At 64.9% G+C, this 23,887-nt stretch carries 19 protein-coding genes; 8 read left to right on the top strand and 11 right to left on the bottom strand.

Annotated elements, in window-relative coordinates:
* Nucleotides 1–98: 98 nt before the first annotated feature.
* Both hemN and YUA_RS0121070 read left to right on the top strand, forming a co-directional pair.
* Nucleotides 99–1,451: an oxygen-independent coproporphyrinogen III oxidase gene (gene hemN / locus YUA_RS0121065; protein WP_027532497.1), complete on the top strand. Its 1,353-nt coding sequence runs from the start codon at nt 99–101 to the stop codon at nt 1,449–1,451.
* A gap of 82 nt (nt 1,452–1,533) precedes the next feature.
* A complete protein-coding gene (locus YUA_RS0121070; RefSeq protein WP_027532498.1) occupies nt 1,534–1,731 on the top strand; it encodes a DUF1858 domain-containing protein in 198 nt (65 codons plus the stop codon).
* Nucleotides 1,732–1,817: 86 nt separating this feature from the next.
* Here the strand turns inward: YUA_RS0121070 and YUA_RS0121075 are convergent, their stop codons facing one another.
* Nucleotides 1,818–2,528, bottom strand: coding sequence for a Crp/Fnr family transcriptional regulator (locus YUA_RS0121075; RefSeq protein WP_027532499.1), 711 nt, complete (start codon nt 2,526–2,528; stop codon nt 1,818–1,820).
* A gap of 181 nt (nt 2,529–2,709) precedes the next feature.
* Here YUA_RS0121075 and YUA_RS0121080 point away from each other — a divergent pair, with 181 nt between their 5' ends.
* On the top strand, nt 2,710–3,921 hold the full coding sequence (locus YUA_RS0121080; protein WP_027532500.1) for an NnrS family protein: 1,212 nt from the start codon (nt 2,710–2,712) through the stop codon (nt 3,919–3,921).
* A 3-nt stretch (nt 3,922–3,924) separates the two neighbouring features.
* Here the strand turns inward: YUA_RS0121080 and YUA_RS0121085 are convergent, their stop codons facing one another.
* Nucleotides 3,925–4,962 carry an AraC family transcriptional regulator gene (locus tag YUA_RS0121085; protein ID WP_027532501.1) on the bottom strand — a complete coding sequence of 346 codons (1,038 nt, stop codon included), beginning with the start codon at nt 4,960–4,962 and terminating at the stop codon, nt 3,925–3,927.
* A 201-nt stretch (nt 4,963–5,163) separates the two neighbouring features.
* On the opposite strand from YUA_RS0121085, the gene YUA_RS0121090 reads away from it, so the two are divergent.
* On the top strand, nt 5,164–5,784 hold the full coding sequence (locus tag YUA_RS0121090) for a response regulator transcription factor (RefSeq protein ID WP_027532502.1): 621 nt from the start codon (nt 5,164–5,166) through the stop codon (nt 5,782–5,784).
* Nucleotides 5,785–5,973: 189 nt separating this feature from the next.
* Nucleotides 5,974–7,653, top strand: a complete 1,680-nt coding sequence (locus YUA_RS0121095) for a mucoidy inhibitor MuiA family protein (protein ID WP_027532503.1) — start codon at nt 5,974–5,976, stop codon at nt 7,651–7,653.
* Nucleotides 7,654–7,786: 133 nt separating this feature from the next.
* Here the strand turns inward: YUA_RS0121095 and YUA_RS0121100 are convergent, their stop codons facing one another.
* The 5 genes from YUA_RS0121100 to YUA_RS0121120 form a co-directional block, all read right to left on the bottom strand.
* Nucleotides 7,787–9,142 carry an esterase-like activity of phytase family protein gene (locus YUA_RS0121100; RefSeq protein ID WP_027532504.1) on the bottom strand — a complete coding sequence of 452 codons (1,356 nt, stop codon included), beginning with the start codon at nt 9,140–9,142 and terminating at the stop codon, nt 7,787–7,789.
* Between the two features lie 83 nt (nt 9,143–9,225).
* Complete coding sequence (locus tag YUA_RS0121105) at nt 9,226–10,128, bottom strand: carbohydrate ABC transporter permease (RefSeq protein ID WP_027532505.1); 903 nt, start codon at nt 10,126–10,128, stop codon at nt 9,226–9,228.
* Nucleotides 10,121–11,077: a carbohydrate ABC transporter permease gene (locus YUA_RS0121110; protein ID WP_027532506.1), complete on the bottom strand. Its 957-nt coding sequence runs from the start codon at nt 11,075–11,077 to the stop codon at nt 10,121–10,123. Before YUA_RS0121110 ends, YUA_RS0121105 begins: the two co-directional genes overlap by 8 nt.
* Before the next feature lie 134 nt (nt 11,078–11,211).
* Complete coding sequence (locus YUA_RS0121115; protein WP_027532507.1) at nt 11,212–12,555, bottom strand: ABC transporter substrate-binding protein; 1,344 nt, start codon at nt 12,553–12,555, stop codon at nt 11,212–11,214.
* A gap of 99 nt (nt 12,556–12,654) precedes the next feature.
* Nucleotides 12,655–13,698 (bottom strand): C-terminal binding protein, encoded by a 1,044-nt coding sequence (locus tag YUA_RS0121120; RefSeq protein ID WP_027532508.1) that lies wholly within the window; start codon nt 13,696–13,698, stop codon nt 12,655–12,657.
* 261 nt (nt 13,699–13,959) lie between these two features.
* Between YUA_RS0121120 and YUA_RS0121125 the strand changes: the two genes are divergently transcribed.
* Nucleotides 13,960–15,645, top strand: coding sequence for a methyl-accepting chemotaxis protein (locus YUA_RS0121125; RefSeq protein ID WP_027532509.1), 1,686 nt, complete (start codon nt 13,960–13,962; stop codon nt 15,643–15,645).
* A gap of 175 nt (nt 15,646–15,820) precedes the next feature.
* Here the strand turns inward: YUA_RS0121125 and YUA_RS0121130 are convergent, their stop codons facing one another.
* Both YUA_RS0121130 and YUA_RS0121135 read right to left on the bottom strand, forming a co-directional pair.
* Nucleotides 15,821–16,798, bottom strand: coding sequence for a tripartite tricarboxylate transporter substrate binding protein (locus tag YUA_RS0121130; protein WP_027532510.1), 978 nt, complete (start codon nt 16,796–16,798; stop codon nt 15,821–15,823).
* A 98-nt stretch (nt 16,799–16,896) separates the two neighbouring features.
* Nucleotides 16,897–17,832, bottom strand: coding sequence for a DMT family transporter (locus YUA_RS0121135; protein WP_027532511.1), 936 nt, complete (start codon nt 17,830–17,832; stop codon nt 16,897–16,899).
* A 105-nt stretch (nt 17,833–17,937) separates the two neighbouring features.
* Between YUA_RS0121135 and YUA_RS0121140 the strand changes: the two genes are divergently transcribed.
* Nucleotides 17,938–18,327, top strand: a complete 390-nt coding sequence (locus YUA_RS0121140) for a DUF1330 domain-containing protein (protein WP_084292737.1) — start codon at nt 17,938–17,940, stop codon at nt 18,325–18,327.
* Between the two features lie 182 nt (nt 18,328–18,509).
* Here the strand turns inward: YUA_RS0121140 and YUA_RS0121145 are convergent, their stop codons facing one another.
* Nucleotides 18,510–19,442, bottom strand: a complete 933-nt coding sequence (locus tag YUA_RS0121145) for a DMT family transporter (RefSeq protein ID WP_027532513.1) — start codon at nt 19,440–19,442, stop codon at nt 18,510–18,512.
* A gap of 142 nt (nt 19,443–19,584) precedes the next feature.
* Complete coding sequence (mgtA, locus tag YUA_RS0121150; RefSeq protein ID WP_027532514.1) at nt 19,585–22,110, bottom strand: magnesium-translocating P-type ATPase; 2,526 nt, start codon at nt 22,108–22,110, stop codon at nt 19,585–19,587.
* Nucleotides 22,111–22,562: 452 nt separating this feature from the next.
* On the opposite strand from mgtA, the gene YUA_RS0121155 reads away from it, so the two are divergent.
* Nucleotides 22,563–23,855: an adenylosuccinate synthase gene (locus YUA_RS0121155; protein WP_027532515.1), complete on the top strand. Its 1,293-nt coding sequence runs from the start codon at nt 22,563–22,565 to the stop codon at nt 23,853–23,855.
* Nucleotides 23,856–23,887 lie beyond the last annotated feature (32 nt).

Consider the following 23,887-nt stretch of genomic DNA (forward strand, 5'->3'; position numbering starts at 1 on the left):
TGAGCAAGCGCAAGGTGGCCTCCCGGAAAATGGGTAGTCCAATGCCATCCGTGATTTGCCGCGGCCTTGCGCGGCATCGATTTACGAATGGGCAAGATATGAGGACTGATCTCGCAGCGAGTTACGGCGAAGAGAGATTGCCGCGCTACACGAGCTATCCGACCGCGCCGCACTTTTCGCCGGCGATTGGTGCCGACACCTACGCACGCTGGCTGTCCGAGCTTCCCTCGAACGCGAGTGCATCGCTTTATCTGCACGTGCCGTTCTGCCGCGAGATGTGCTGGTATTGCGGCTGCCATACTCAGATCGTCCGCCGCGACGGGCTGATTGCGGCCTATCAGCGAACATTGCGCAGCGAGATCGCGCGGGTCGCGGAGACTATCGGCCACCGCATCAAGGTCGAGCACATCCATTTCGGCGGCGGCACGCCGACGATCATGGCGCCGGAGGCCTTTGCCGAATTGATGGCGGCGATGCGTCGCGCGTTCTTCGTGCTGCCCTCGGCCGAGATCGCGGTCGAGATCGATCCGCGGACGCTGACCGCCGAGATGGTGGAGGCCATGCGGCTCTCCGGCGTCAACCGCGCCAGCCTCGGTGTGCAGAGTTTCGATCCCGTCGTGCAGCGCGCGATCAACCGTGTGCAGAGTTTTGAACAGACCGCCTCCGTCGTCGATATGCTCAGGCGGGCCGATATTGGGGGACTCAACTTCGACCTGATCTACGGCCTGCCGCACCAGACCGTAGCATCCTGCCTGGATACGGCGCGGCGTTCGCTCGAGCTCGCGCCAGCCCGCTTCTCGGTGTTCGGCTATGCGCATGTGCCTGATTTCAAGAAGCACCAGCGTATGATCAATGAGGATCATCTGCCTGACGGTCTTGCGCGGCATGACCAGGCCTGCGCCATCGCCAACGCGCTGAAGGAGGCCGGCTATGTGCAGATAGGTCTCGATCATTTCGCGCGGCCCGACGATGCGATGGCCGTGGCGTTGGGGCAAGGGACGCTGCGGCGCAATTTCCAGGGCTACACCACCGACCAGGGCGAGGTCCTGCTCGGCTTCGGCGCCAGCGCGATCGGCCATCTGCCGCAGGGCTATGTCCAGAACGAAGTGCAGATCGGCGCCTACGCGCGGAGCATCGCGGACGGCCGTCTCGCCACTGCGAAGGGCTATGGGCTCACCGATGACGACCGGTTGCGCGCCGACATCATCGAGCGCATCATGTGCGAGTTCGGTGCCGATCTCGCTGACATCTGCGCGCGTCATGGTGCAGAGCCGGAGGCGATTCTCAGGTCTGCGTCGCGCCTGAAGCCGCTGATTTCGGACGGCGTCGTCAGGCTGGACGCCGGCCGCCTCGCGGTCGCAAGCGACTCGCGCTTCCTCGTCCGCAGCGTTGCAGCGGCGTTCGACGCGCATCTGGATCCGGGCAAGCAATTGCACAGTCGGGCGGTTTGAAGTCGCTCTCTCCATACAGCTTGCGCTTCAACAAAGAAACTCAGCCCCGCTCCGCTATCGTCAGTTCGGAACGGAGTTGTCCATGCCCTTCCGATCCGACGATCTGGTCGATGACATCATGCGTACGGCGCCGCACACGATCCGCGTGTTCCTCGCCTTCAGGATGGCCTGTGTCGGCTGTCCGATCGCAACCTTCCACACCGTGGACGATGCCTGCCGCGAGCACGGCATCGACCGCGATAAATTTCTCGCCGCGCTGAGCGAATGCGTGCCGGCGTGAGGGGAATCGGAGTCTGCGCGGGCGCGCGCAGACTCCCGGGTGAGGGAGAGCTTTTGCCGTAAGCGGAAGTGCCCTCACCCCTATCGTCAGGCCGCGCCGCTGTCGGGGTTGCGCTCCGCCAGTACGACGATCTTGTGCGGATCGCGCAGGATGATGCGCTGACGGCCGCTCTCGACCAGACCCTGGCTCTCCCAGCCGCTGAGGATGCGGCTCACCGTGTGCAGCGTGGTTCCGGTCATCTGCGCAATGTCCTGGCGGCTGATCGGAAAGTCGATCTCGATGCCGTGGTCGCGCTTCTTGCCGGACTGGCTGGCGAGCCGCAGCAGCGCGTGCGCGACGCGTTGCTCGACCTGCTGGGTCGACATTTCCAGGATGCGGGTATGGCTCTCCTGAAGTCGCTTGCCGACCGTCTGCATCGTGTTGGCGGCAAGCGCCGGAAACCGCTCGATCAACCGCGGCCAGGCCGAGGTCGGCCAGATCAGCGCCACGCTGTCGTCGACCGCCATCGCGGTCGCCGGATATTGCGCGGCGCCAATCGCCATCGCGAGCCCGAAGGTCTCGCCGGGCGCGACATAGCGCACCACGATCTGTTCGCCGGTCGGCGTGGTCTTGGCCGCGCGGACATGGCCGTGCAGAAGCAGGAAGAAAGACTGCGCGTCCGCGCCCTGCTCGAAAATGGCGGTGTTCTTGGGATAGCGCGCCGAGCGTGCCTCGCGCAGGATCTCGTCGAGGTCCTCCGGCTTGACGCCGGCAAACAGCGGCAAATGCGCAATCAGCGATGTGTCGACCTTGGCCATACTGCCTCCTCGGCGCTCAGGAGTTTTGGCGCTCGGGAGTGTGATGGCACCTGCAATCGTCAGGCAGTTTGCGATAGCGCAAAACGGGCCGGCCGGACGGCAGTATTTTTCCAAGCGAATTTCCAAGCGAATATCCAAGCGAATATCCAAGTAACGGTCCGAATTCACAGGAGTTACCCCCATGGCTGGCGCCCGATCCCGTAACTTTGCGGGCTGGCCGCTGTTTGCGAACAGCTTCCGGCCCTTCTTCCTGCTCGCCGCGATCCAGGCTGGGCTGTCGATCCTGGTCTGGCTGCCGATGTTCTATGGCGAGCTGTCGGTGACATCAGCCTTCGCGCCGCGGGACTGGCATGTCCACGAGATGCTCTTTGGCTTCCTGCCCGCAGTGATCACCGGATTCCTGTTCACGGCGATCCCGAACTGGACCGGACGGCTGCCGATCCAGGGGACCTCGCTGGGCGCGCTGCTGGTGGTCTGGCTCGCCGGACGCGCCGCGGTGGCATTGTCCGCCGAGATCGGCTGGGCATTCGCGCTTGCCGTCGATGCCGCCTTCCTGGCGCTGGTCGTCGTCGCCGCTACGCGCGAGATCATCGCGGGCGGCAATTGGCGCAATCTGCCGGTGGTGGTGCTCGTGCTGGTGCTGCTCGCCGGCAATGTCGCCTTCCACCTCGAAGCGCACTTTGAAGGTGCCGCCGATGTCAGCATCCGCGTCGGCATCGGCGTGGTCGTGCTGCTGATATCGCTGATCGGCGGCCGCATCATCCCGAGCTTCACCCGCAACTGGCTGGTTAAGTTCAATCCCGGCCGTCTGCCGGTGCCGTTCGGAAGGTTCGACGGCGTGGTGATCGGACTGAGCGCGCTGGCGCTCATTGCGTGGATCGTGGCGCCGCTCAACTGGGCCACCGGTGTTGCGATGGCACTTGTCGGCACGTTGCACCTGGTGCGGCTCGCGCGCTGGGCCGGCGACCGCACCACGCGGGAGCGGCTGCTGCTGATCCTGCATGTCGGCTACGCCTTCGTGCCGCTCGGCTTCCTTCTCAACGCGTTGGCCGGCTTCGGCGTGTTGCCGCCGAGCGCGGGCATTCATGCCTGGATGACGGGCGCTGCCGGAATCATGACGCTCGCAGTGATGACGCGCGCGAGCCTTGGCCATACCGGGCAGGCGCTGACGGCCTCACCCGCCACGCAAGCCATCTACGTCGCGATCATCGTCGCGGCGCTGGCGCGGGTCGCTGCCGTGGTGTTGCCGGCGCATAGCGATGTGCTGCTGCACATTGCCGCCTGCGGCTGGATCGTCGCGTTCCTCGGCTTTGCAGCCGCGTTCGGACCGCTGCTCGCCGGCAGCCCGCGACGCGCACTCGCCATCATGGGCGTGCCGGCCCCGGCGCGGTGAGTGTTAAGCGGCTGACGCCGACGCTACGCCGGCAAGGTGCGTCAACGGCCGCACGCCCCGCCGCCAGTCGGTGATGGTGCAGCCGAAGCGGCCGCGGAACCAGCGGGCCATGGCGCTCTGGGCGGAGAAGCCGAGCTGCGCGGCGATATCCGCCAGCGGCCGGCCGGGGTCCTCGATCAGCTGGATCACGAGATCGGCGCGCTGTGCGTCGAGGATGGCCGAGAAGCTGGTGCCGGCTTCGGCCAGGTGCCGGTGGATGGTGCGGCGGGTGCAGGCGAGATGCTCGGCCACGCGTTCGACCGTGCAGTCGCCGCTCGCGAGCAGGATGCGCACGACCTCGTCGACCTTCTCCTCCCAGCTGGCCGGCCGGTTTTCGATCGCCTCGATCCGCTTGCGCAAATAATTCGCGATCAAGGGATGCGCGCTCGGGATCCGCCGCTCCATGTCGTGGGCCGACAGCAGGATCGAATCCTCTTCCGCGTTGAAGATGACGCGGCAGCCGAAGAAGTCGCGGTAACGCTTGCGGTCGTGCGGCGGCGGGTAGTGCAGATGCACCTCCTGCGGCCGCCAGTCACTGCCGAACAGCGACTGGATGATGCGATGAATGCTGCCCAGCGCCATGTCGATTGACTGGCGCGGGGCCGTCGGCTGTCGCCCGCGCAGATGCAATGTAACGGTCACGGTCTGCTTGTCCCTGACGACGTCGAGCTTCATCCCGTCGTGGTGGACATGGATGAAGCGCGAGAACGCTGCGATGGCCTCGCCGACGGTCGCCTGTTCGCGCACGATCAGGCCGACCGGGCCAAAATTGGTCAGCCCTCCGCGCTCGGCGAGCCGTAAGCCGAAATCTTCAGCACCTGAGGCTTCTGCCGACAATTCGAGCAGGCGACGCAGGCTTGCGACGGCGATGGGGGTATCTGGCTTGTCGAGGACGGTTAGCGGTAGCCTGGCCTTGCGCATCATTTGTTTGGGGTCGAGCCCGACCGACCGGGCGACCTCCGGATAATAGCTTAAGCCTGCGCTGCGCATGAGGTCGGTCATGCGACCTGTCCCTGTCAGCCATTCCCGCAGATGTCCCGAAATGTAAAGTTTCTGTCCCGATCCGTCAAATACGGGAACAGGTCGGAACATACATAAGGGAAAGGCAAGCACCGGCGCGAATGCCGTGCTCATGACGGCGGGGCGCGATCGGGCCCCCGGCCGTCTCTTATCATTTGACCAAGACATTATTGGATCGGGATTATGCCGGGAAACATGCTTTCCAAGGGTGAGGTATTCGTCATTGAAACCGACGCCGCCTGCCGCGAACAATTGTCCAGCGCGCTCCAGCAGAGCGCCTATGACGTGATCTGCTTCGCCGATGGCGCATCGTTGCTGTCGGAAGCGAAGGCGCGGATGCCGGCCTGCGTGGTGCTGGAGATGCCGCCGGATCGCTCCGCGCTCGACGTGCTCAAGCGCCTGCGCGAGGAAAATTGCATGGCGCCGGTGCTGGTGACCTCGTCGAACGGCAGCATCGCCATGGCGGTCGACGCCATCAAGAGCGGCGCGGCCGACTTTATCGAGAAGCCGTTTCGCACGCACGACGTCATCGGCCGGATCGATGCCGCGATCGACGAATCCGCCCAACCCGATTCGAGCCGGCAGCGCTGGCTGGCCGGCTGCGAGCCACTGACCGCGCGCGAAGGCGATGTGCTTGCGCATCTCGCTGTCGGCCTGACCAACAAGGAGGTCGCCCGGCGGATGCATCTGAGCGCACGCACGGTCGAAGGCTATCGCGCCAGCATTTTGAAGAAGGCCGGCGCCCGCAACGTGACGGATCTGCTCCGCCGCATCTTCGGCCAGGGTTCGCCCAGCCAGATCTGAGGTTTACCTCTTAAGCGTCGGTTGTGCCGCGGCGCGGTGACGCGTTCCGCGGCCATGGTGCTGCCGCAGCCGCGCCCAACGGAAACCCCAATCGAACCGGTTCCTTCCCTGCCGCGTCTCACCACGATGGCGTGGCATGTTTTCGCGCGTCCGGCTGGCGGCGCGGCAATATCGGCAGGGAGAAATTTGATGCGCACGATCGCAAGATGTCTGGCGACGACGAGCCTGGTCCTGGTGACCACGGCGCTCGCCTCGCCCTCATGGGCCGCCGATGTGGACGCCACGTCGGCCATCGACACCGTCACCGTCTATCCCGATGGCGCCACCGTCACCCGCGTGATCGCGATCGACCTCACCTCCGGCGACAGCACGCTGGTCGCCAAGGATTTTCCGCTCTCGCTCGACCCATCCTCCCTCCGCGTCGAAGGTGAGGCGGGCGCAAAATTCACCATCGGCACCATCGATGCACGGCCGCCGCGCGCGGCACAGCCGGTCAATCTGCCCGAGCTCGACAAGCGCATCGAGGCGCTCAAGGACGAGCGCGCCGATCTGCAAGGCACGATCGACGCGGCGACCGCCCGGCGCAAATTCGCGCAGCGCTTCGCCGAAACCTCTCCCGCCGGCCTCGGCGAGAAAGGCGAGGCGCGCCCGATCACCGAGTGGCGTGCGGCCTTCACCGCCGTGGCCGAGGAAGTCGCGGCGGCTGAGGCCGCAATCCGCGAATCCGCGCGAAAGCAGCGCGAGATCGATCGCCAGATCGCGCAACTCGAAGCCGACCGATCCGCCAAGCCGCCGAGCAAACTCGAGGTACGGATCGACGTCGCCTCGGCAGCCGCGACCAAGGCGACGCTGCGAGTCACTTACGCCGTGCGCAATGCGCGCTGGCTGCCGCTCTATGACGCCCGGCTCGACACCGGTGCGAAGGACCGCAAGCCGCAGCTCGAGCTGGTCCGCCGCGCCGAGGTCACGCAATCGACCGGCGAGGACTGGTCGAACGTCACGCTCGGCGTCTCTACCGTGCGCATCGCTCGCGGCGGCAGCGCACCGGAACTAGGCTCCCTGGTTGCGCAATATCCGCAGGTGCCAAAACCGCGCGCGTTGGGGACGGTCTCGGACATGGCGATGCCTTCGGCCGCACCGATGCTGCGAAAGATGCAATCAGCCGCCGTGCCCCCCGAACAGGCCGATATACCCGTGCGTGCCGACGAGCAGCAAGCCATTGGGGATATCGGCGACTTCCAGGCCACCTACAAGATTCCCGGCCGCGTCAGCCTCGGCGCCGCCGAGGGCGCCAAGAGTCTGAAGATCGCGGCAATGACCGTACCCGCCGATCTCGCAGTACGCGCAGCGCCGGTGCTGGACCCCACCGCCTTCCTCGAGGCCAGCTTCAAGCAGACCGACGACACGACGTTGCTGCCGGGCAAGGTCGCGATCTACCGCGACGGCGTCTTCGTCGGCCGCGGCAAGCTCTCGGCCTCGGCCAAGGACGACATCGTGCGGCTCGGCTTCGGCGCCGACGACAAGGTCAAGGTCGAGCGCGCCGTGCTCAAGCGCAACGAGGGCTCGGCCGGTCTCTTGCTCACGACGTCGAAGACCGACGAGCGCGCGTTCAAGACGACCGTCCGCAACGGCCACGATTTCCCGATCCACGTCGCGATCGAGGACCAGCTGCCGGTCAGCGAAAATGACGAGATCGTGGTCGAGATGCTGCCCGCGACCACACCGCCCACGGCAAAAGACATCCGTGACAAGCGCGGCGTGCTGGAATGGTCGTTCGACGCCAAGCCCGGCGAGGTCAAGGACATCAACTTCGCCTGGCGCGCCCGCTGGCCGAAGGACAAGAGCATGGTGATCGTGCCGTCGGGCTAGCTTTTACCTTCTCGTCATGCCCCGCGAAGGCGGGGCATCCAGTACTCCGCGGCGTTTCCGTATATCACAGCCGCCGCGGCGTACTGGATCGCCCGGTCGAGCCGGGCGATGACCGTGTCGAGAGAGCCGCGCCCTACTTCGCCTTCAGGAAATCCGCGACTTCGAGCAGCATGAACTCGTTGTCGTCGGCCTTGTTGGGGTCGCGGCTCGACGAGAACGGCAGATTGTTGTCGTTGCCGACGATGATGTGGGTGTCGTCGACGCGATCGACGTTCTCGATGGTGAAGAACGGGAAGGTGTAGACGCCGTCATTGAGGGCTTTCCGCGCCTTCTTGTCGGGGTCCTGGATCTTCAAGAGGTCGATATAGCCGATCTTGCGCACGGGCTTGCCGACATTGGCGTCGGTCAGCTCGATCTTGTAGATGCGCTTGAACTTGGCGACATCAGGGAAGCAGTTCTCGCCGCGGGTGCCCTGAGGGCAAGCCTTGTCGGCCGTGCCTTCGCCGTTGTCGCGTTCGATGACCAGGCCGCTGGCCGGATCGATCATGTTGAAGTCGCCGATGGCGTTGCCGTTCTGCTCGAACACATACTGCCAGTAGCGGCCGGTGAATTTTTCGGCGGCGACGTCGAATTCGAGGATGCGGGAGGCTTCCTTGCCGTCGACCTTCTCCCAGTCCTTCTTGTCGGCATCCCACAGCGGGCCCTCGAGCAGGCCGTAGAGGAATTTGCCGTCCTTCGACGAAGCAAAGCCCTCAAAACCCTTGGAGCGGCGCAGGTTGACGTTGGTGTAGGTCGCGCCCGGCGCGCCCGGGGTCGCCACCGCCCAATGATCGGGCGAGCGCACCGGTTTGCCGTCGGCGATGGTCTCGAACACGGCGAGGAGCTTGCCGGTCTTGTCGGCCTTCAGGATGTAGGGGCCGAACTCGTCGCCGATCCAGAAATTGTCGCCGATGATCTGGAAACCCTCGGTGTCGAAATCGGCGCCGGTGAGATAGCGCTTCTGGGTGTCCTCGTGGACGATGCGGAACGGCACCTTCTTGTCGGGATCGTGCAGGAAGACGGTCGCTTCGCGCTCGATCTTGCCGCCGGCCCAATCCATCTTGTAGTGGTTCAGGTACAGCATTGAGTCCATCGAATTGGCGCGCGCGCCCATGCCGTTGTCGGTGATGACCCAGAAGGTGCCGTCGGGCATGGTCTTGATGCCGGAATGGCCCTGCAGCGGCTGGCCCTTGAACGGCAGCGAGATGCCGGTCGGACGCTCAAAGGATTTTCCCATCACGGTGCCGAGCGCGTCGACGCGCTTGCCGGTGGTGTATTTTCCTGAGGTCTGGAGATCGGCGGGCGCATCGGTCGGCGCGTCGATGAAGGTCGCGGCCGGCATCACCACGTGGCCGGCGAGCTTGGCGGGGAATTCACCCTCACTCGCTGCAAGCGCGGTGCTCGCGGTGAGAATGATCGTTGCGACGGAGGCAAGTAAAGTCGCGCGCATGTGCGTCTCCTGTTAGCGGACGACGCCTTATGCGGATCGCACATTGCAGTTTTGTGAAACCGGGCCAAACGCCGCAGGCGCGGCTATTCCTTGACCGCGCCGGTCAGCGAGGACACGTAATAGTCCACGAACAGCGAGTAGAAGATCGCAACCGGCAGCGAGCCGAGCAGCGAGCCTGCCATCAGCGCGCCCCACTGGTAGACGTCGCCGGTGACGAGCTCGGTCAGGATCGCGACCGGCACGGTCTTGTTGGCGCCGCTCTGGATGAAGGCGAGCGCGTAGATGAACTCGTTCCAGGACAGTGTGAAGGAGAAGATGCCGGCCGAGATCAGGCCGGGTACCGCGAGCGGCAGCGTGATCCGGCGCAGGATCTGCAGCCGAGTCGCGCCGTCCACCAGCGCGCATTCCTCGAGCTCGTAGGGGATCGACTTGAAATAGCCGATCAGCAGCCAGGTGCAGAACGGCACCAGGAAGGTCGGATAGACCAGGATCAGCGCCAGCGGCGAATCGAACAGGCCGAACTGCACGACGACGGTGGCGAGCGGGATGAACAGGATCGACGGCGGCACGAGATAGGCCATGTAGATGCCGAGGCCGACATAGGGACTGCCGCGGAAGCGCAGTCGTTCGATGGCGTAGGCGGCGAGCGTGCTGGCGATCAGCGACAGCGTGGTCGCCCCGATCGCCACCAGCATCGTCGTCCACAGCCAGCGCGGATAGGCGGTGTCGAACAAGAGATGCTTGATGTGCGCCAGCGTTGGCGAGGTGATCCAGAACGGGTTGTGCTCCCGGTAGTTCATCAGCTCCGCGTTCGGCTTGAACGACGTGATCGCCATCCAGTAGAACGGAAACAGCAGGATCAGCACGAAGCAGCCGAGCGGCAGATAGATCATCATCAGCCGCCGCAGCCCGGAATCCCAGGCCATGGTGTCGGGTGCCGCTTTTGCATCGGCGACCGCGGAGGCTTGCGCGGCGGTGTCAGTCATTGGCCTCTCCCTGCTGCCATTTGCGGCGTGCCAGGCCGAAATAGGAAAACAGCGTCGCGAACACCAGGAACGGAATCATCGACACCGCGATCGCGGCACCTTCGCCGAGCTCGCCGCCGGCGATGCCGCGCTGGAACGCGAGCGTCGCCAGCAAATGGGTCGAGTTGCCCGGCCCGCCGCGGGTGATGGCGTAGACCAGCTGGAAATCGGTGAAGGTGAAGATGATCGAGAACGTCATGACGATGGCGAGGATCGGCATCATCATCGGGAAGGTGATGTAGCGGAAGCGCTGCCAGGCGCTGGCGCCGTCGAGCATCGCGGCCTCGTAGAGCGAGGGCGAGATGGTCTGCAGGCCCGCCAGCAGCGAGATCGCGACGAAGGGAATGCCGCGCCAGATGTTGGCGGCGATCAGCGAGAACCGCGCCGGCCAGGGCGAGCCGAGGAAGTCGATATTGCTCGTGCGCCAGTGCAGCACGTCGACCAGCAGATAGGAGATGATCGAGAATTGTGGATCGTAGATCCACCAGAACGCCAGCGCCGACAGCACCGTCGGCACGATCCAGGGCAACAGGATGATGGCGCGCAGCAGGCTCTTGAATGGAAAATGGTTGTTGAGCAGCAGCGCGAGCCAGAAGCCGAGTGCGAACTTCCCGAAGGTCGCGATGGCCGTATAAACCACGCTGTAGAACACCGCGTTCCACCACAGCGAATCGGTGAGCAAATACTGGAAATTCTCCAGGCCTATGAACTCGCCCTTTCGGCCGATCGTGGTGTCGGTGAAGGCGAGCCAGATGCCGAGCCCAAGCGGATAGGTCAGGAATACCCCGAGCAGCCCGATCGCGGGCGCGAGGCACATCGCGACCAGGAACGGCTTGTAGTCGAACAGGCGCACCAGCCAGTTCGGTTGCCGCTGGACCAGTACGGGTGAGGAGAGTGTCGTCACGGACATCGGGTAGTTGTCCTGTCTGTGAAAGTCACCACACCCGTCATTGCGAGCGAAGCGAAGCAATCCAGTCTGCTTCCGCGGCTACAGTCTGGATTGCTTCGTCGCAAGTGCTCCTCGCAATGACGGTCGTTCGGTCTTTACTTCTGCCGCCTGAAATACCGCTTGCAGCGCTGCTCGGCTTCTGCGGCGGCGGCCTCCGGCGTGGCCGCGCCGGTGGCAACGGACGCGAACATCTGGATCAACACGTAGTCGGCGCTGACAGCGCCGGTCGCGGTCGAGATCGGGCCCGCATAGCCGTCGTAATAGGTGCTGTTCATGGTGTCTTTGAAGATCTTGACCTTGGGATCCTGCGACCACACGGCGGCCTCGGCGTAAGCCGCGAGCGGCTGCGCCCAATAGCCGGAGTTGGCGTTGAGCCACGGCTCGTACTGGTCCTTTTCCAGCATAAATTGCAGGAAGGCTTTTGCGGCGTTGGGATACTGGCTGTGCTTGAACACCATGGCATTCAGCGTCAGCCCCGCCATCGGCGAGACCTTGGCCACGCCCTTCGGCAGCAATTGATGCTCACTGTCGTCGGCGATTGGCTTGGTTGCCGGATCGTTCTTCAGTGAGAAATACAGCGAGACGCCGTTGGCGGTCAGCGCAATCTCCTGCGCGGCATAGGCGCGGTTGTTGCTGACGTCGTTCCACGACGTCGTGCCGGCGATGAAGGTCGGGTAGAGCTGCTTGACCCAGTTCAGCGCCGCGATCGTTTCCTTGCTGTTGATGGTGACGTTGCCTTCCTCATCCAGCAGGGCCGCGTTGTGCGACCACAGTGCCCAGCTCGCAAAGCCGTTGCCGTCGCCCTTGGCGTTGCCGAGCGCGAAGCCCGCCGGCTTGCCGGCCTTTTGAAGCTTCTGGCAGAGGTCGAGGATGCCGGCATGATCTTCCGGCACCTTGTCGAAGCCGACCGATTGCAGGATCGACTTGCGGTAGATCAGGGGACCGGCGGTCGCGCCGAACGGCAGGCCGATCCAGGTGTCGCTCTTGTTCTTCTTGCCGTAGCGCTGCGCCAGCGGCAACCAGCCGCCATAACGCTTGCCGACATAGTCGGCGACGTCGGTCAGCTCGATCAGCTTGTCGATGTAGATATGCGGCGCATCGGAGAAGCCGATGATGATGTCGGGGCCGGCGCCGGAATTGGCGGTGACGGCGGTCTGCTGGTTGATGTCTTCCCAGCCAACGAAATCGACCTTGACCTCGACACCGGTCTCCTTGGTGAACTTGGCCGCATTGGCGCGGAACACGTCCTCGTCGGCCTGGACAAAGCGCACTGGCCGCAGCATGCGGAGCGTTGCGCCCTTCTCGATCGGCAGTTTCGGCGCGGGGACGTCGGCGGCCTTGATCGCGGATTGAGCGTGCGCTGCAACACCAGTGGCAGCGACCGTTGCAGCGGACAGGCCCAGCGCCAAGGCATCACGACGTGTGATGTCGTTCCTCATCAGTTCCTCCCTATGATGTCTCCCTTCCCGGCGTTGATCGCCAGTGAAGGGCCGTTTCGTTCTTTTGCCGGTCTTTCGGCGCGCTTTGCGCCGGCCGCCTTAGCTGTTCGGGCCGCGGTCCATGCTGACGGGCTGCCAGCGGCGGAGCGCGGTGTCTTGCAGCACCGACGGGTTCACGCAGCTTACCGGCCACATGCCCTGGAGCACCAGTGACAATTCGTAGCCCACCCGGCGCTTGCGCGCCTCGTCGAACCGTGCCGAGGCCGAGGCGACATGGGCGGTCAGGGTCACGTTCTCCATGCTCAGGATGGGGTTGTTGTGCGACGGCGGTTCCTTCTCCAGCACGTCGAGCGCGGCGTGCGCGATCCAGCCCTCCTGCAGCGCCTTGATCAGGCTCTCCTCATCGACCGTGGCGCCGCGCCCGGTATTGATGAAGATCGAACCCTTCTTCATCTGCCGAAAATGCTTCTCGGTCAGCATGTGGTGCACTTCGGGCCGGGCAGGCGCGTGCATCGAGACGAAGTCGGATTGCGACAGCACCTCGTTCAGCGTCGCCGGGATAACGCCGTGGTCCCACATCAGGGTTTCCTGGATGAAGGGATCGTAGGCCATCATGCGCAGGCCGAAGGGTGCCGCGCGCTTCGCAACCGCACGCGCGACGCGGCCGAACGAGATGAAGCCGAGCGTCTGGCCCATCAGCCGCGGGACCTTGAGCAGCGCCGGCCGGCCCTCGGCCCAGCGCCCGGTGCGCACCATCTTGTCCTGCTCGATCAGCCGGCGAAAGCCGGCGAGCAGCAGCGTCATGGCGTGGTCAGCGACCTCTTCGATGAAGGTGTCGGGGATGTTGGTGACGGGAATGCCGCGGGCCGTCGCGGCTTTGATGTCGACGCTGTCGACGCCGACCGAGCCGAGCGTGATGACCTTGCAGCTCTCTAGGCTGTCGATGATCGATTTGGTGATCGGGATGCCCTTGGCGTAGATCGCGTCGGCATTCTTCGCGGCGGCGATGAACTCCGCCTCGTTGGCCGGCGCCTCGATGATCTCGGCATCGATCGGATCGAGCGCCTCGCGCTCGTAGGAGTAATCGCTGCCCGCGACCGTGAAGCTCGCGCCCTTTGGCGTCACCACCCTGTATTTCGGCATTTCCTGCTCCCGATTTGGTTTGTCGGTTCTTGTTGTGACCCGCACCTTTGGGCGGGCCTTTGCGTCTTTTACGCGAAATCGGCCCAGTCGCGTACAATTCCCGGTTGTTGCTGTCGTGATTATTTGCCGGTTTCCCCGTCATCGTACGGGCTTCTACGGAGGCGTGTAAGTAACTTGCTAAGGGGTCTCACACTAAAAGTTGATTCAATTGCGATCAATTGACTCGCGCGCCCGCATCCCCTTTTCCCCGGAGCCCACCCCGTGAAGTTGAGCAATCTGAAGATCGCCTCCAAGCTTGGCATCCTTGTCGGCGTCACCTTGGTCGGCCTGTGCGTCGCCGGATTTCTCGCCGGATATCTGATGAAGCGCGAGATGGTGAACGCACGCATCGATCAAGCCAAGTCGGTCGTCGATCTTGGCCGCAATTTCGCAGCCGCGCTGAAGAAGCGCGTCGATGCGGGCGAGCTCACGAAAGACGCGGCCCTGGCCGAGCTTCGCCGTTATGGCAATGCGATGACCTACGACAACGGCTCGGGCTATCTGTTCGGTACGTCCTACGACGGTATCACCCAGCTCGCGCCCGATCCGAAGCAGATCGGCGCCAATCGCATGGACGTCGTGACCAATGGCCGCAAGCTGTCGGTCGAGCTGATGGACGGCGTCAAGGCCAACGGCTCGATCCTGCTTTATTATGAATATGTGAAGCCCGGCCAGGACACGCCGATCCGCAAGATCGGTTATGCCGTGGCCGTCCCCGGCTTCGACATGTATCTCGGCACCGGCGCCTATCTCGACGACATCGACGCCAAGATGGGCCCGGTCTTCTGGTCGCTTGGCCTTGCGATGCTCGCCATCGTCATCGTGGCCGGCGGTGTGGCCTGGATGATCAGCCGTAGCATCAGCCGTCCGCTGGCGCTGCTCGGTGCCCGCATGAAAGATCTCGCCAGCGGCAAGCTCGAGGGCGAGATCCCCGGCGTTGGCCGCGGCGACGAGGTCGGCGCCATGGCTGCAACCGTCCAGATCTTCAAGGACAACGCGGTCCGCATCCGCGACCTCGAGCGGACCGAGGCCGATGCCAAGGAACGCGCCGCGGCGGAACGTCGCAGCGCGATGGAGGGCATCGCCAGCGACTTCGAACGCAGCGTCAACGGCATCGTCCGCTCGGTCTCCTCGGCCGCGACGGGCATGCAGGCCACGGCGCAGTCGATGACCGCGACCGCCAGCGACGCCAGCTCACGTGCCGCCACCGTCGGCGCGGCCTCGCAGAGGGCGTCGGGCAATGTCGGCACGGTTGCGGCTGCCGCCGAAGAGCTGTCGAGCTCGGTTGCGGAAATCTCCCGCCAGGTGACGCGCTCGACCGAAGTGGCGAGCCGCGCCGTCAGCGACGCCGAGCGTACCAACGCCACGGTGCAGGAGCTCTCGACCGGCGCCGAGAAGATCGGCGAGGTGGTCAAGCTCATTCATTCGATCGCGGCGCAGACCAATCTGCTCGCGCTCAACGCAACCATCGAGGCGGCGCGCGCCGGCGAATCCGGCCGCGGCTTCGCCGTCGTCGCCTCCGAGGTCAAGGCGCTGGCCAACCAGACCGCCAAGGCCACCGAGGAAATCTCCGCCCAGGTCGCGGCGATGCAGACCTCGACCAGCGATGCGGTCGCAGCGATCGGCGGCATCACCCAGACCATCGCCGAGATGAGCGAGATCACCGCCGGCATTTCGACCTCGATCGAGCAGCAGGGCGAGGCCACCCGCGAGATCGCCCGCAACATCCAGTCGGTCGCGGCCGGTTCGAGCGAGATCAACGCCCATATCGGCAGCGTCACCTCGGCCGCGGAAGCGACCGGTACCGCGGCCGGCGACGTGCTGACCAACGCCCGCGAGCTGGACAACCAGTCCGGCGCGCTGCGCAGCGCGGTGGACGGCTTCCTCGCCAAGGTCCGCGCGGCGTAAGTTTTCGCGTTGAATTCGTAGAGTGGGCAAAGACGCGAAGCGTCGTGCCCGCCTTTTCTCTCGACTGTCATGCCCCGCGCAGGCGGGGCATCCAGTACGCCGCGGCCTCTCGATTCAAGCACTGGCGTCTCTGGAATACTGGATCGTCCGCCTTCGCGGACGATGAAAGCAAACCCTACTGCTTCTCGATCCTCGCGTCCCGGATCAGCCGCTCCCACAGCACGAGCTGCTCGTTCACGAACGTGCCGAGCTCCTCCGGCGTGCCGGAGAAGGCGTCCATGCCGAGCGTGGCAAGCTGGGCCTTGATCTCAGGCTTCTCGACGATCTTGCGGATTTCGGCGTTGAGCCGCGTCACGATCTCCTTCGGCATGCCGGCCGGGCCGAAATAGCCCTGCCATGACGAGATGTCGAAATCAGGCACGCTAGCCTCCTGCATCGAGGGGAGGCTGGGGATCAGCGGCGTGCGGTCCTTGGTGGTGACGGCGAGCGCCCGCAGCGCGTTGCCCTGGACATGCGGCAGTCCGGTCAGGATGTCGACGAACATCATCGAGACGCGGCCGCCCATGACGTCGTTGAGCGCCGGCGGCGAGCTCTTGTAGGGCACGTGCAAGAGGTCGAGCCCGGCATTGTGCGCGAAGGTCGCGCCCGACACGATCGCCGAGGACGAGCCCGAGGCGTAGCTGAGCTTGCCCGGATTGGCCTTGCCGTAGGCGACGAGCTCGGCGACGGTCTTGGCCGGCACGTCCGGGTGGATCACCAGCATGAAGGGCAGATCGCCGGTGCGCGCGATCGGGGTGAAATCCTTCACCGGATCGTAGGTCAGGCTCTTGAGCAGATAGGGATTGGCGGAATGCGTAGTGTTGGTCGTCACCAGCAGTGTGTAGCCGTCGGGCGCCGAGCGCGCGACATAGGTCGCCGCGATCATGCCGTTGGCACCCGCCTTGTTCTCGATGACGATGCCGACGCCGAGCGCCTGCGACAAATGCTGCGAGATCAGCCGCGTCGTGGTGTCGGTGCCGCTGCCGGCCGCAAACGGCAGCACCAGCGTGATGTTGCGGCTCGGCCAATTATCGGCCTGCGCGGCGGATGCGGCAGCGAGACAAAGCGCGGCGGCGCCGGCGGTGCGCAAAACGCGCATGAGCGATGACAGCATGTTTGGACGTTCCCTCTTTTTTCGTTGGCGGGGAACCTAACCGGTCCACATCGAAACCGGAAGACGGCAGCTGCGCGCACCACGTCCGCAGCGCGGAATTACTTGACCGCGGCGCCCTGTCGCGAGGCGATCACGACGCCGGCGAGCACCAGCGCGTAGCCTATCAGGTGGAACGGCTGGAGCTTTTCGCCGAGCAGCAGGATCGCCATCGCAGAGCCGAACACCGGCACCAGATGGAAGAACGGCGCGGCGCGGTTCGGCCCGATCAGCGCGACGCCGCGGTTGAAGAACAGATAGGCGAGCGTCGAGGGGAAGATCAGGATGTAGCTGAGCGTCAGCAGCGTCACGGTGTCGAATTGCATGACATTGCCGGACCACGCCTCCCAGACGGCCGTCGGCAGCAGCATCATGGCGCCGCAGCAGGTGGTGAAGGACAGAAACGACAGCTGATGAACCTTCGGCCGGCGCGGGATGAAGGCGGAGTAGATCCCGAACGCCACCAGCGAGGAGGCGAACATGATGTCGCCCCTGTTGAACGAGATGCTCGCCAGAGCCGCGAGATCACCGCGCAGGATGATGATCAGCACGCCGAGCAGCGAGATCGCGATGCCGGCGAGCTGCCCGCCGGTCAGCCGCACGCCGAACAGCACCAGCGACCACAGCGCCACGAACAGCGGTCCGGCCGACTGGATCAGCAGCGCGTTCAACGCCTCGGTATATTGTAGCGCCCAGTACGAGATCGCGTTGTTGAAGGCAAAGCCGACCAGCGACAGGAACAGCATCAGCGGCAGGCTTTTGCGCAACGCCGGCCAGTCGCGCTTCAGATGCGGCCAGGAAAATGGCAGCAGGATCAGGAACACGCCGAACCAGCGGATCGTGGTCACCGTCAGCGGCGGCACATGCGCGCCGACATGGCGTGCGAGCACGATATTGCCGGCCCAGAACAGCGAGCTCAGGCTGAGCAGCAGATAAGGCTGGTTGTTGAGCCAACTGACCGGATTGGCGGCCTTTGGCGCGGGTGAAGCAATCGTCATTGGCGTTGGATACGAGCTTGCGCCGGATAGCTGTCGTGACACAAGTCACGCCACCGCAATGCTACGATGCAGGCATGACCAGAGGAGGCGTCATTGGCGGTTAATATGTTGAACATTCAGGGCCTCGAAGGGCTCGACCGGCATGCGTCGGTGGTGATGCTGAACCTGATGCGCTTTCACGCGCGCTCGCGCGACGGTGATGGCTCGGGCTGGGACGCGTATCTGCGCTACAGCGCGATCACCGTGCCTATGATCAAGGCGCGCGGCGGCACGCTTCTGTGGACCGGCGAGGCCAAGGCGGTTGCGCTTGGCCCGCATGCTGGCAACGACTGGGATTTCGTCGCGCTGGTCTTCTATCCATCCGTCGCGGCGTTCCTCGATATGATGACGTCGGAAGCCTACGAGCGCGATGCCGATCCGCATCGCGTCAATGGCTGCGCCGAGCACGTGATCATCGCGACGAGCGAGGCGTATAGCAAATTCAAGACGAAATAGCGCTGTGTTGCGGCTCGCCCGGCGCGCGATTTTCCCCTCTCCCCTTGTGGGTGAGGGTGGCTCGCCGCGTAGCGGCGAGACGGGGTTGTCTCCGCGAGTCCTACCTTCATTTGGACGCGCGGAGAGACACCCCTCATCCGGCGCTTCGCGCCACCTTCCCCCACAAGGTGAGAAGGAAGAGGCTAAGTCGTCTGCTTCCTTGACGCCACGAACACGCCCGACAGCACTAAGGCAAAACCGATGAAGTGGAACGCCTGCGGGTGCTCGCCCAGGAAGGCCATCGCCATGATCGAGCCGAACACCGGCACGACGTGGAAGAACGGCGCGGCGCGATTGGCGCCGATCAGCCTGACACCGCGGTTGAAGCAGAGATAGGCAAGCGTCGATGGAAACACCGCGACATAGAACAAAGTGAGCAGGTTTGGCCCGTCGAGCTTCATGACGGGACGCGCCGACAATTCCCAGATCTCCAGCGGAATGAGGCAGGCCGCACCCGCGCCGAAGGTGAAGGCGAGGAACGACAGGCCGTGGATCGGCGGCCGCTTCAAGGTCAGCACCGAATAGAGCGCAAAGATGATCAGCGCGACGATGAAGATCAAATCGCCCTTGTTGAAGGCGATGTTCGACAGCGTGGTGATATCGCCGTGCAGCAGGATGATCAGCACGCCGCACATCGAGAGAGCCACGCCGAAGGCTTGCGCCGCGGTGAGGCGGATGCCGAGGATGACCAGCGACCACAGCGCCACGATCAGGGGTGCTGCCGACTGCAACAGCAGGGTGTTGAGCGCCTGGGTATGCTCCAGCGCCCAGTATTGCAGGGTGTTGAAGGCGCCGATGCCGGTGATCGACAGCACGATCATCAGGCCGAGTTTGTCGCGGATCGCGGGCCAGTCCTGGGCGAGATGCTTCCAGGCGAACGGCAGCACCAGCAGGAAGGCGAAGGTCCAGCGCAGGAAGGACAGCGTCACCGGTGGGATGTGGCCGGCGGCGAGCCGCCCCACAACCGCATTGCCGGCCCAGCACAGCGCGGTGATGCCGAGCAGGAGATAAGGCTGGTTGGCAATCCAGTGCTGGCCGGATGTTTCGGCGCTCGTGGTCTGGCCGGTGGCGGACATTGTGATTGTTATGGCCCCGCGTCGAGTGCGCCAAGAATAACGCCCAGGCCTCCGGCCCGGCTCTGTCCGGGCCGGTCGAGACCCGGCACCGTTCAAAGACACGGAAACGCGCCCGATATCAATGCCGCGAGGCGCATCGCCATCATGCGCCGCGCGAAGCGGCGGAACCTTCACCGCCCTGCTTGGCGCGAATCGCGAACGGTTTCAACAGCTCGGCGCAGGCGAGATAGACGACGACGAGCAGCGCGATGCCGGCCATCACGATCGGTGGGGGCGCGACGAAGCCGAACCAGGCCCCGAGCGGCGTGAATGGCAGGACCATCGCGACGAGCAGCGCGACCAGCGATGAGGCTGCGAGCACGGGATCGGACCAGTTGCGCCATGGCCGCCCGTTGGTGCGGATGACAAAGATGACCAGAATCTGGGTCGCCATGGATTCGAGGAACCAGGCGGTGCGGAATTCGTCCGGCGAAGCCTGGAACTGGTACAGCAACGCACCGAAGGTCAGAAAGTCGAACACCGACGACACCGGCCCCATGATCGCGGCGAAGCGCACCAGCCGCGACATGCTCCACACCTGCGGCTGCGCCGTCGCCTGGGCCGAGACGCGGTCGAAGGGGATGCCGAGCTCGGAAAGATCGTAGAGCAGATTGTTGAGCAGGATCTGCGTCGGCAGCATCGGCAGGAACGGCAGCGCGATCGAGGCCGCCGCCATCGACAGCATGTTGCCGAAGTTCGAGCTTGCGCCCATGCGGACATATTTGAGGATGTTGGCGAAGGTGCGCCGGCCCTCCTCGACGCCGTCGGCGACGACTTCGAGATCCGAGGCAAGCAGGATCATGTCGGCGGCGGCCTGCGCCACGCCTGTGGCGCCGTCAACCGACAGCCCGACATCGGCGACTTTCAGGGCTGGCGCATCGTTGATGCCGTCGCCGAGAAAACCAACCACCTCGCCGCCGGCCTGAAGCGCCTTCACGATCCGCGATTTCTGATCCGGCGCGAGCCGGCCGAACGCGTCGATCGAGCGCACCTGCAAGGCGAGTGCCTCGTCGCTGAGCTCGGCGACATCGGCTCCCGACAGGACGCGCTCGGGATTCAGTCCGACCAGGCCCGCGAGCCGCTTCACCACCACGGGATCATCGCCCGACAGGATCTTGAGGCTTACGCCACCCGCCGCGAGCCGGGCGATCGCGGCTGCGGCCGTCGGCTTCGGCGGATCGGCGAAGGCACAGAAACCTTCGAAGACGAGGTCGGTTTCGTCGTCCGTCTCCACATCGCGCAGGGCACCGGTCCATGCCCGCGAGGCGATGGCCACAGTGCGCAGGCCTTGGGTCGCGAGCTCGTGCACGCGGCCCATCGCCGCTTCGCACTTGGTCTCGTCCATCGTACACAATGCGAGCACCGCTTCCGGTGCGCCCTTGACGATCAACTGCGCGCCTTCGGGACCGGTCGCGAGCACCGATCCCAGCCGGCGTGAGAAATCGAATGCCTGCCGTCCGGCGAGCGTCCAGCCTCGGGCGGCGTCCGGCCGGCCGGCGACGAGCGCGGCATCGAGCGCGCCACGGTCACCGCCGAGCGATGCCGCGATGGCACCGAGATGCACGGCGCGGACGTCGTCCTTGCCCGCCGCATCGAGGCTTCTCGCAAGCGTGATCTCGGCTAAGGTCAGTGTGCCCGTCTTGTCCGTGCACAGGACGGTCATGGCGCCGAGGTCGTGGATCGCGGCAAGCCGCTTCACGATCACCTTGCGCCCGGCCATGCGCAGCGCGCCGCGCGACAGCGTCACCGTGGTGATCATCGGCAGCAGTTCCGGCGTCAGCCCGACCGCGAGCGCGACGGCGAACAGCAGCGAGTCGAGCACGGGTCGGCCGAACACGACGCGGACGGTAAGTACGACCAGCACCAGCGCCAGCGTGGCGCGCGCGATCACGAGGCCGAATTCACGTAAATCGCGCTCGAAGGGCGAGGGTGCCTGCGTTTCCGCAAGCGCGGAGGCTGCGGCCCCGAATACGGTGTCGCGGCCGGTCCTGACCACGAGCGCGATCGCCTCGCCCGTCTGCGCCACCGCGCCGCGGAACAGCGCGTTCGAGGTGTCGTCGGGGTCGGTGGCGCCGCCGGCGCGCTTCGGCACCGGGTAAGGCTCGCCGGTGAGCGCGGCCTCGCCCGAGGTGAAGGCCGTGCTCTCCAGGACCAGCGCATCGGCCGGGATGATGTCGCCGGAGCGGACGCGCACGAGATCGCCGGGCACCACCTGGTCGACGTCGATCTCGCGAAAGGCGCCGTCGCGCCTGACCTCGGCCTTCAAGGCCACCGAGCGGCGGAGAATCTCGGCGGCGCGGGCCGCCTGTCCTTCCTGGATGGTGTCGAGCCCGATCGAGAGCGCGAGGATCAGGACGATGATGAGCCCGCCGATGTCGTCTCCGGTCAGCGTCGAGACGATGCCGGCCACCAGCAGGATCAGCGACAATGGCTCGAGCAGCCGGCGCAGGATCGCGCGCATCGCACCCTCGATGCGGGGTGGCGCGTCGCTGTTCGGCCCGAAGCGGTCGAGCCGTTCGGCGGCCTCGGCCCCGGTCAGGCCCGTAAGCCCGCAGCCGAGGCGGTTGCACAGCTCGAGAGGGGACAGACGCCAGAAATGGGTGTCAGGACGGTTTGGATTTTCCAGCAAACGCAGCTCCCGGTGTCAGGGCGTCTCGTGGCGGCAGATGCCTCCAAATTCGGCGTAACCTCTTGACCTAGAACAATCTCGATTCCCGACGGCAGGTTCGCGCGGCAAAACTCGATCCGGTGGTGGCGATCCGTGGCTGATGCAATCCTGAAGCTCGAACGGGTGTGCGAAGTGATCGACGGCCGCATCCGCGCCTAACGTCGTAGAGCCGGCCCCGCAAGGCGGATTTTTAGGGGATATCAAAGGCTTGGATCGCGCATTGAGCCCGAAAAAAGCCCCGTTCTTGCTTGCCTAGAGAGGCCGCTTCCTTTATCCGGTTGGGCTGCCTCGCGTGCGAACGGCCTTGGGCCGGGAATTGGGCTGGGCGTAGGCATGGTCCCGGAAAAGTGGGTCCCGGTTTTCCGTTTGGATCATGCCACTTACAGAGACATTCTTCGAAGGATTACCCGCGAATGGCCAATGTTGTCGTCGTCGGCGCCCAGTGGGGCGACGAAGGAAAGGGCAAGATCGTCGACTGGTTGTCGGAGCAGGCGGACATCGTCGCGCGCTTCCAGGGCGGCCATAACGCCGGCCATACGCTGGTCATCAACGGCGAGACCTACAAGCTCGCGCTGTTGCCCTCGGGCGTGCTGCGCCCGTCGAAACTGGCGGTGATCGGCAACGGCGTCGTGTTCGATCCGCAGGCCTTCCTCGACGAGGTCACCAAGCTGCGCAGCCAGGGCGTGGCGGTCGGCCCGGAGAATCTGCGCGTCGCGGAGAATGTCACCCTGATCCTGCCGCTGCACCGTGAGCTCGATGCACTCCGCGAATCGTCCAATTCGGCAACCGCGATCGGCACCACCCGCCGCGGCATCGGCCCTGCCTATGAGGACAAGGTCGGTCGTCGTGCGATCCGCCTGATGGACCTCGCCGATCTCGACACGCTTTCGCACAAGATCGACCGGCTCCTTGCGCACCACAATGCATTGCGTCGCGGCCTCAATCTGCCGGAGTTCGACGGCAATGAGATCCTGAAGGAGCTGAGCGCGCTGGCGCCGCAGCTGTTGCCTTATGCGGAGACCGTGTGGCGTCTGCTGGATATCGAGCGGCGCGCCGGCAAGCGCATTCTGTTCGAAGGCGCCCAGGGCGCGCTGCTCGACGTCGACCACGGCACCTATCCCTACGTCACCTCGTCCAACACGGTGGCGGCGCAGGCCGCGACCGGAACGGGTATCGGTCCGAACGGGGTCGGCTACGTGCTCGGCATCTGCAAGGCCTATACGACCCGCGTCGGTCAGGGGCCGTTCCCGACCGAACTGCTGAACGAGATCGGCGAGGAGATCGGGCGTCGCGGCCGCGAGTTCGGGGTCAATACCGGGCGCAAGCGCCGCTGCGGCTGGTTCGATGCCGTCCTGGTCCGCCAGACCGTGCGAACCTGCGGCATCAACGGGCTGGCGCTGACCAAGCTCGACATTCTCGACGGCTTCGATTCGATCGAGGTCTGCGTCGGCTACAAGCTCGACGGCAAGGAGATCGACCATTTTCCGGCCGGCGAGGGCGCCCAGGCCCGGGTCGAGCCGATCTACGAGACCATCGAGGGCTGGAAGGAGCCGACCGCCAACGCGCGGTCCTGGGCCGACCTGCCCGCCCAGGCCATCAAATATGTCCGCCGGATCGAGGAATTGGTGGGGTGCCCGGTGGCGCTGCTTTCCACCAGCCCCGAGCGCGAGGATACTATCCTGGTGCAAAATCCGTTTGAGGCTTAACGATCTCTTACTAGGACGCGCGTATAGTTGAG

Source organism: Bradyrhizobium sp. WSM3983 (genome assembly GCF_000473045.1).
Taxonomy (GTDB): Bacteria; Pseudomonadota; Alphaproteobacteria; order Rhizobiales; family Xanthobacteraceae; genus Bradyrhizobium.

What these genes read in the sequence shown, in the direction of transcription:
- YUA_RS0121155 (WP_027532515.1), top strand. Translation starts at nt 22,563, where the DNA reads ATGGCCAATGTTGTCGTCGTCGGCGCCCAGTGGGGCGACGAAGGAAAG.
- YUA_RS0121130 (WP_027532510.1), bottom strand. Translation starts at nt 16,798, where the DNA reads ATGCTGTCATCGCTCATGCGCGTTTTGCGCACCGCCGGCGCCGCCGCG.
- YUA_RS0121070 (WP_027532498.1), top strand. Translation starts at nt 1,534, where the DNA reads ATGCCCTTCCGATCCGACGATCTGGTCGATGACATCATGCGTACGGCG.
- YUA_RS0121110 (WP_027532506.1), bottom strand. Translation starts at nt 11,077, where the DNA reads ATGTCCGTGACGACACTCTCCTCACCCGTACTGGTCCAGCGGCAACCG.
- YUA_RS0121085 (WP_027532501.1), bottom strand. Translation starts at nt 4,962, where the DNA reads ATGACCGACCTCATGCGCAGCGCAGGCTTAAGCTATTATCCGGAGGTC.
- YUA_RS0121115 (WP_027532507.1), bottom strand. Translation starts at nt 12,555, where the DNA reads ATGAGGAACGACATCACACGTCGTGATGCCTTGGCGCTGGGCCTGTCC.
- hemN (WP_027532497.1), top strand. Translation starts at nt 99, where the DNA reads ATGAGGACTGATCTCGCAGCGAGTTACGGCGAAGAGAGATTGCCGCGC.
- YUA_RS0121135 (WP_027532511.1), bottom strand. Translation starts at nt 17,832, where the DNA reads ATGACGATTGCTTCACCCGCGCCAAAGGCCGCCAATCCGGTCAGTTGG.
- YUA_RS0121105 (WP_027532505.1), bottom strand. Translation starts at nt 10,128, where the DNA reads ATGACTGACACCGCCGCGCAAGCCTCCGCGGTCGCCGATGCAAAAGCG.
- YUA_RS0121140 (WP_084292737.1), top strand. Translation starts at nt 17,938, where the DNA reads ATGTTGAACATTCAGGGCCTCGAAGGGCTCGACCGGCATGCGTCGGTG.
- YUA_RS0121075 (WP_027532499.1), bottom strand. Translation starts at nt 2,528, where the DNA reads ATGGCCAAGGTCGACACATCGCTGATTGCGCATTTGCCGCTGTTTGCC.
- YUA_RS0121120 (WP_027532508.1), bottom strand. Translation starts at nt 13,698, where the DNA reads ATGCCGAAATACAGGGTGGTGACGCCAAAGGGCGCGAGCTTCACGGTC.
- YUA_RS0121145 (WP_027532513.1), bottom strand. Translation starts at nt 19,442, where the DNA reads ATGTCCGCCACCGGCCAGACCACGAGCGCCGAAACATCCGGCCAGCAC.
- YUA_RS0121100 (WP_027532504.1), bottom strand. Translation starts at nt 9,142, where the DNA reads ATGCGCGCGACTTTACTTGCCTCCGTCGCAACGATCATTCTCACCGCG.
- YUA_RS0121080 (WP_027532500.1), top strand. Translation starts at nt 2,710, where the DNA reads ATGGCTGGCGCCCGATCCCGTAACTTTGCGGGCTGGCCGCTGTTTGCG.
- YUA_RS0121095 (WP_027532503.1), top strand. Translation starts at nt 5,974, where the DNA reads ATGCGCACGATCGCAAGATGTCTGGCGACGACGAGCCTGGTCCTGGTG.
- YUA_RS0121090 (WP_027532502.1), top strand. Translation starts at nt 5,164, where the DNA reads ATGCCGGGAAACATGCTTTCCAAGGGTGAGGTATTCGTCATTGAAACC.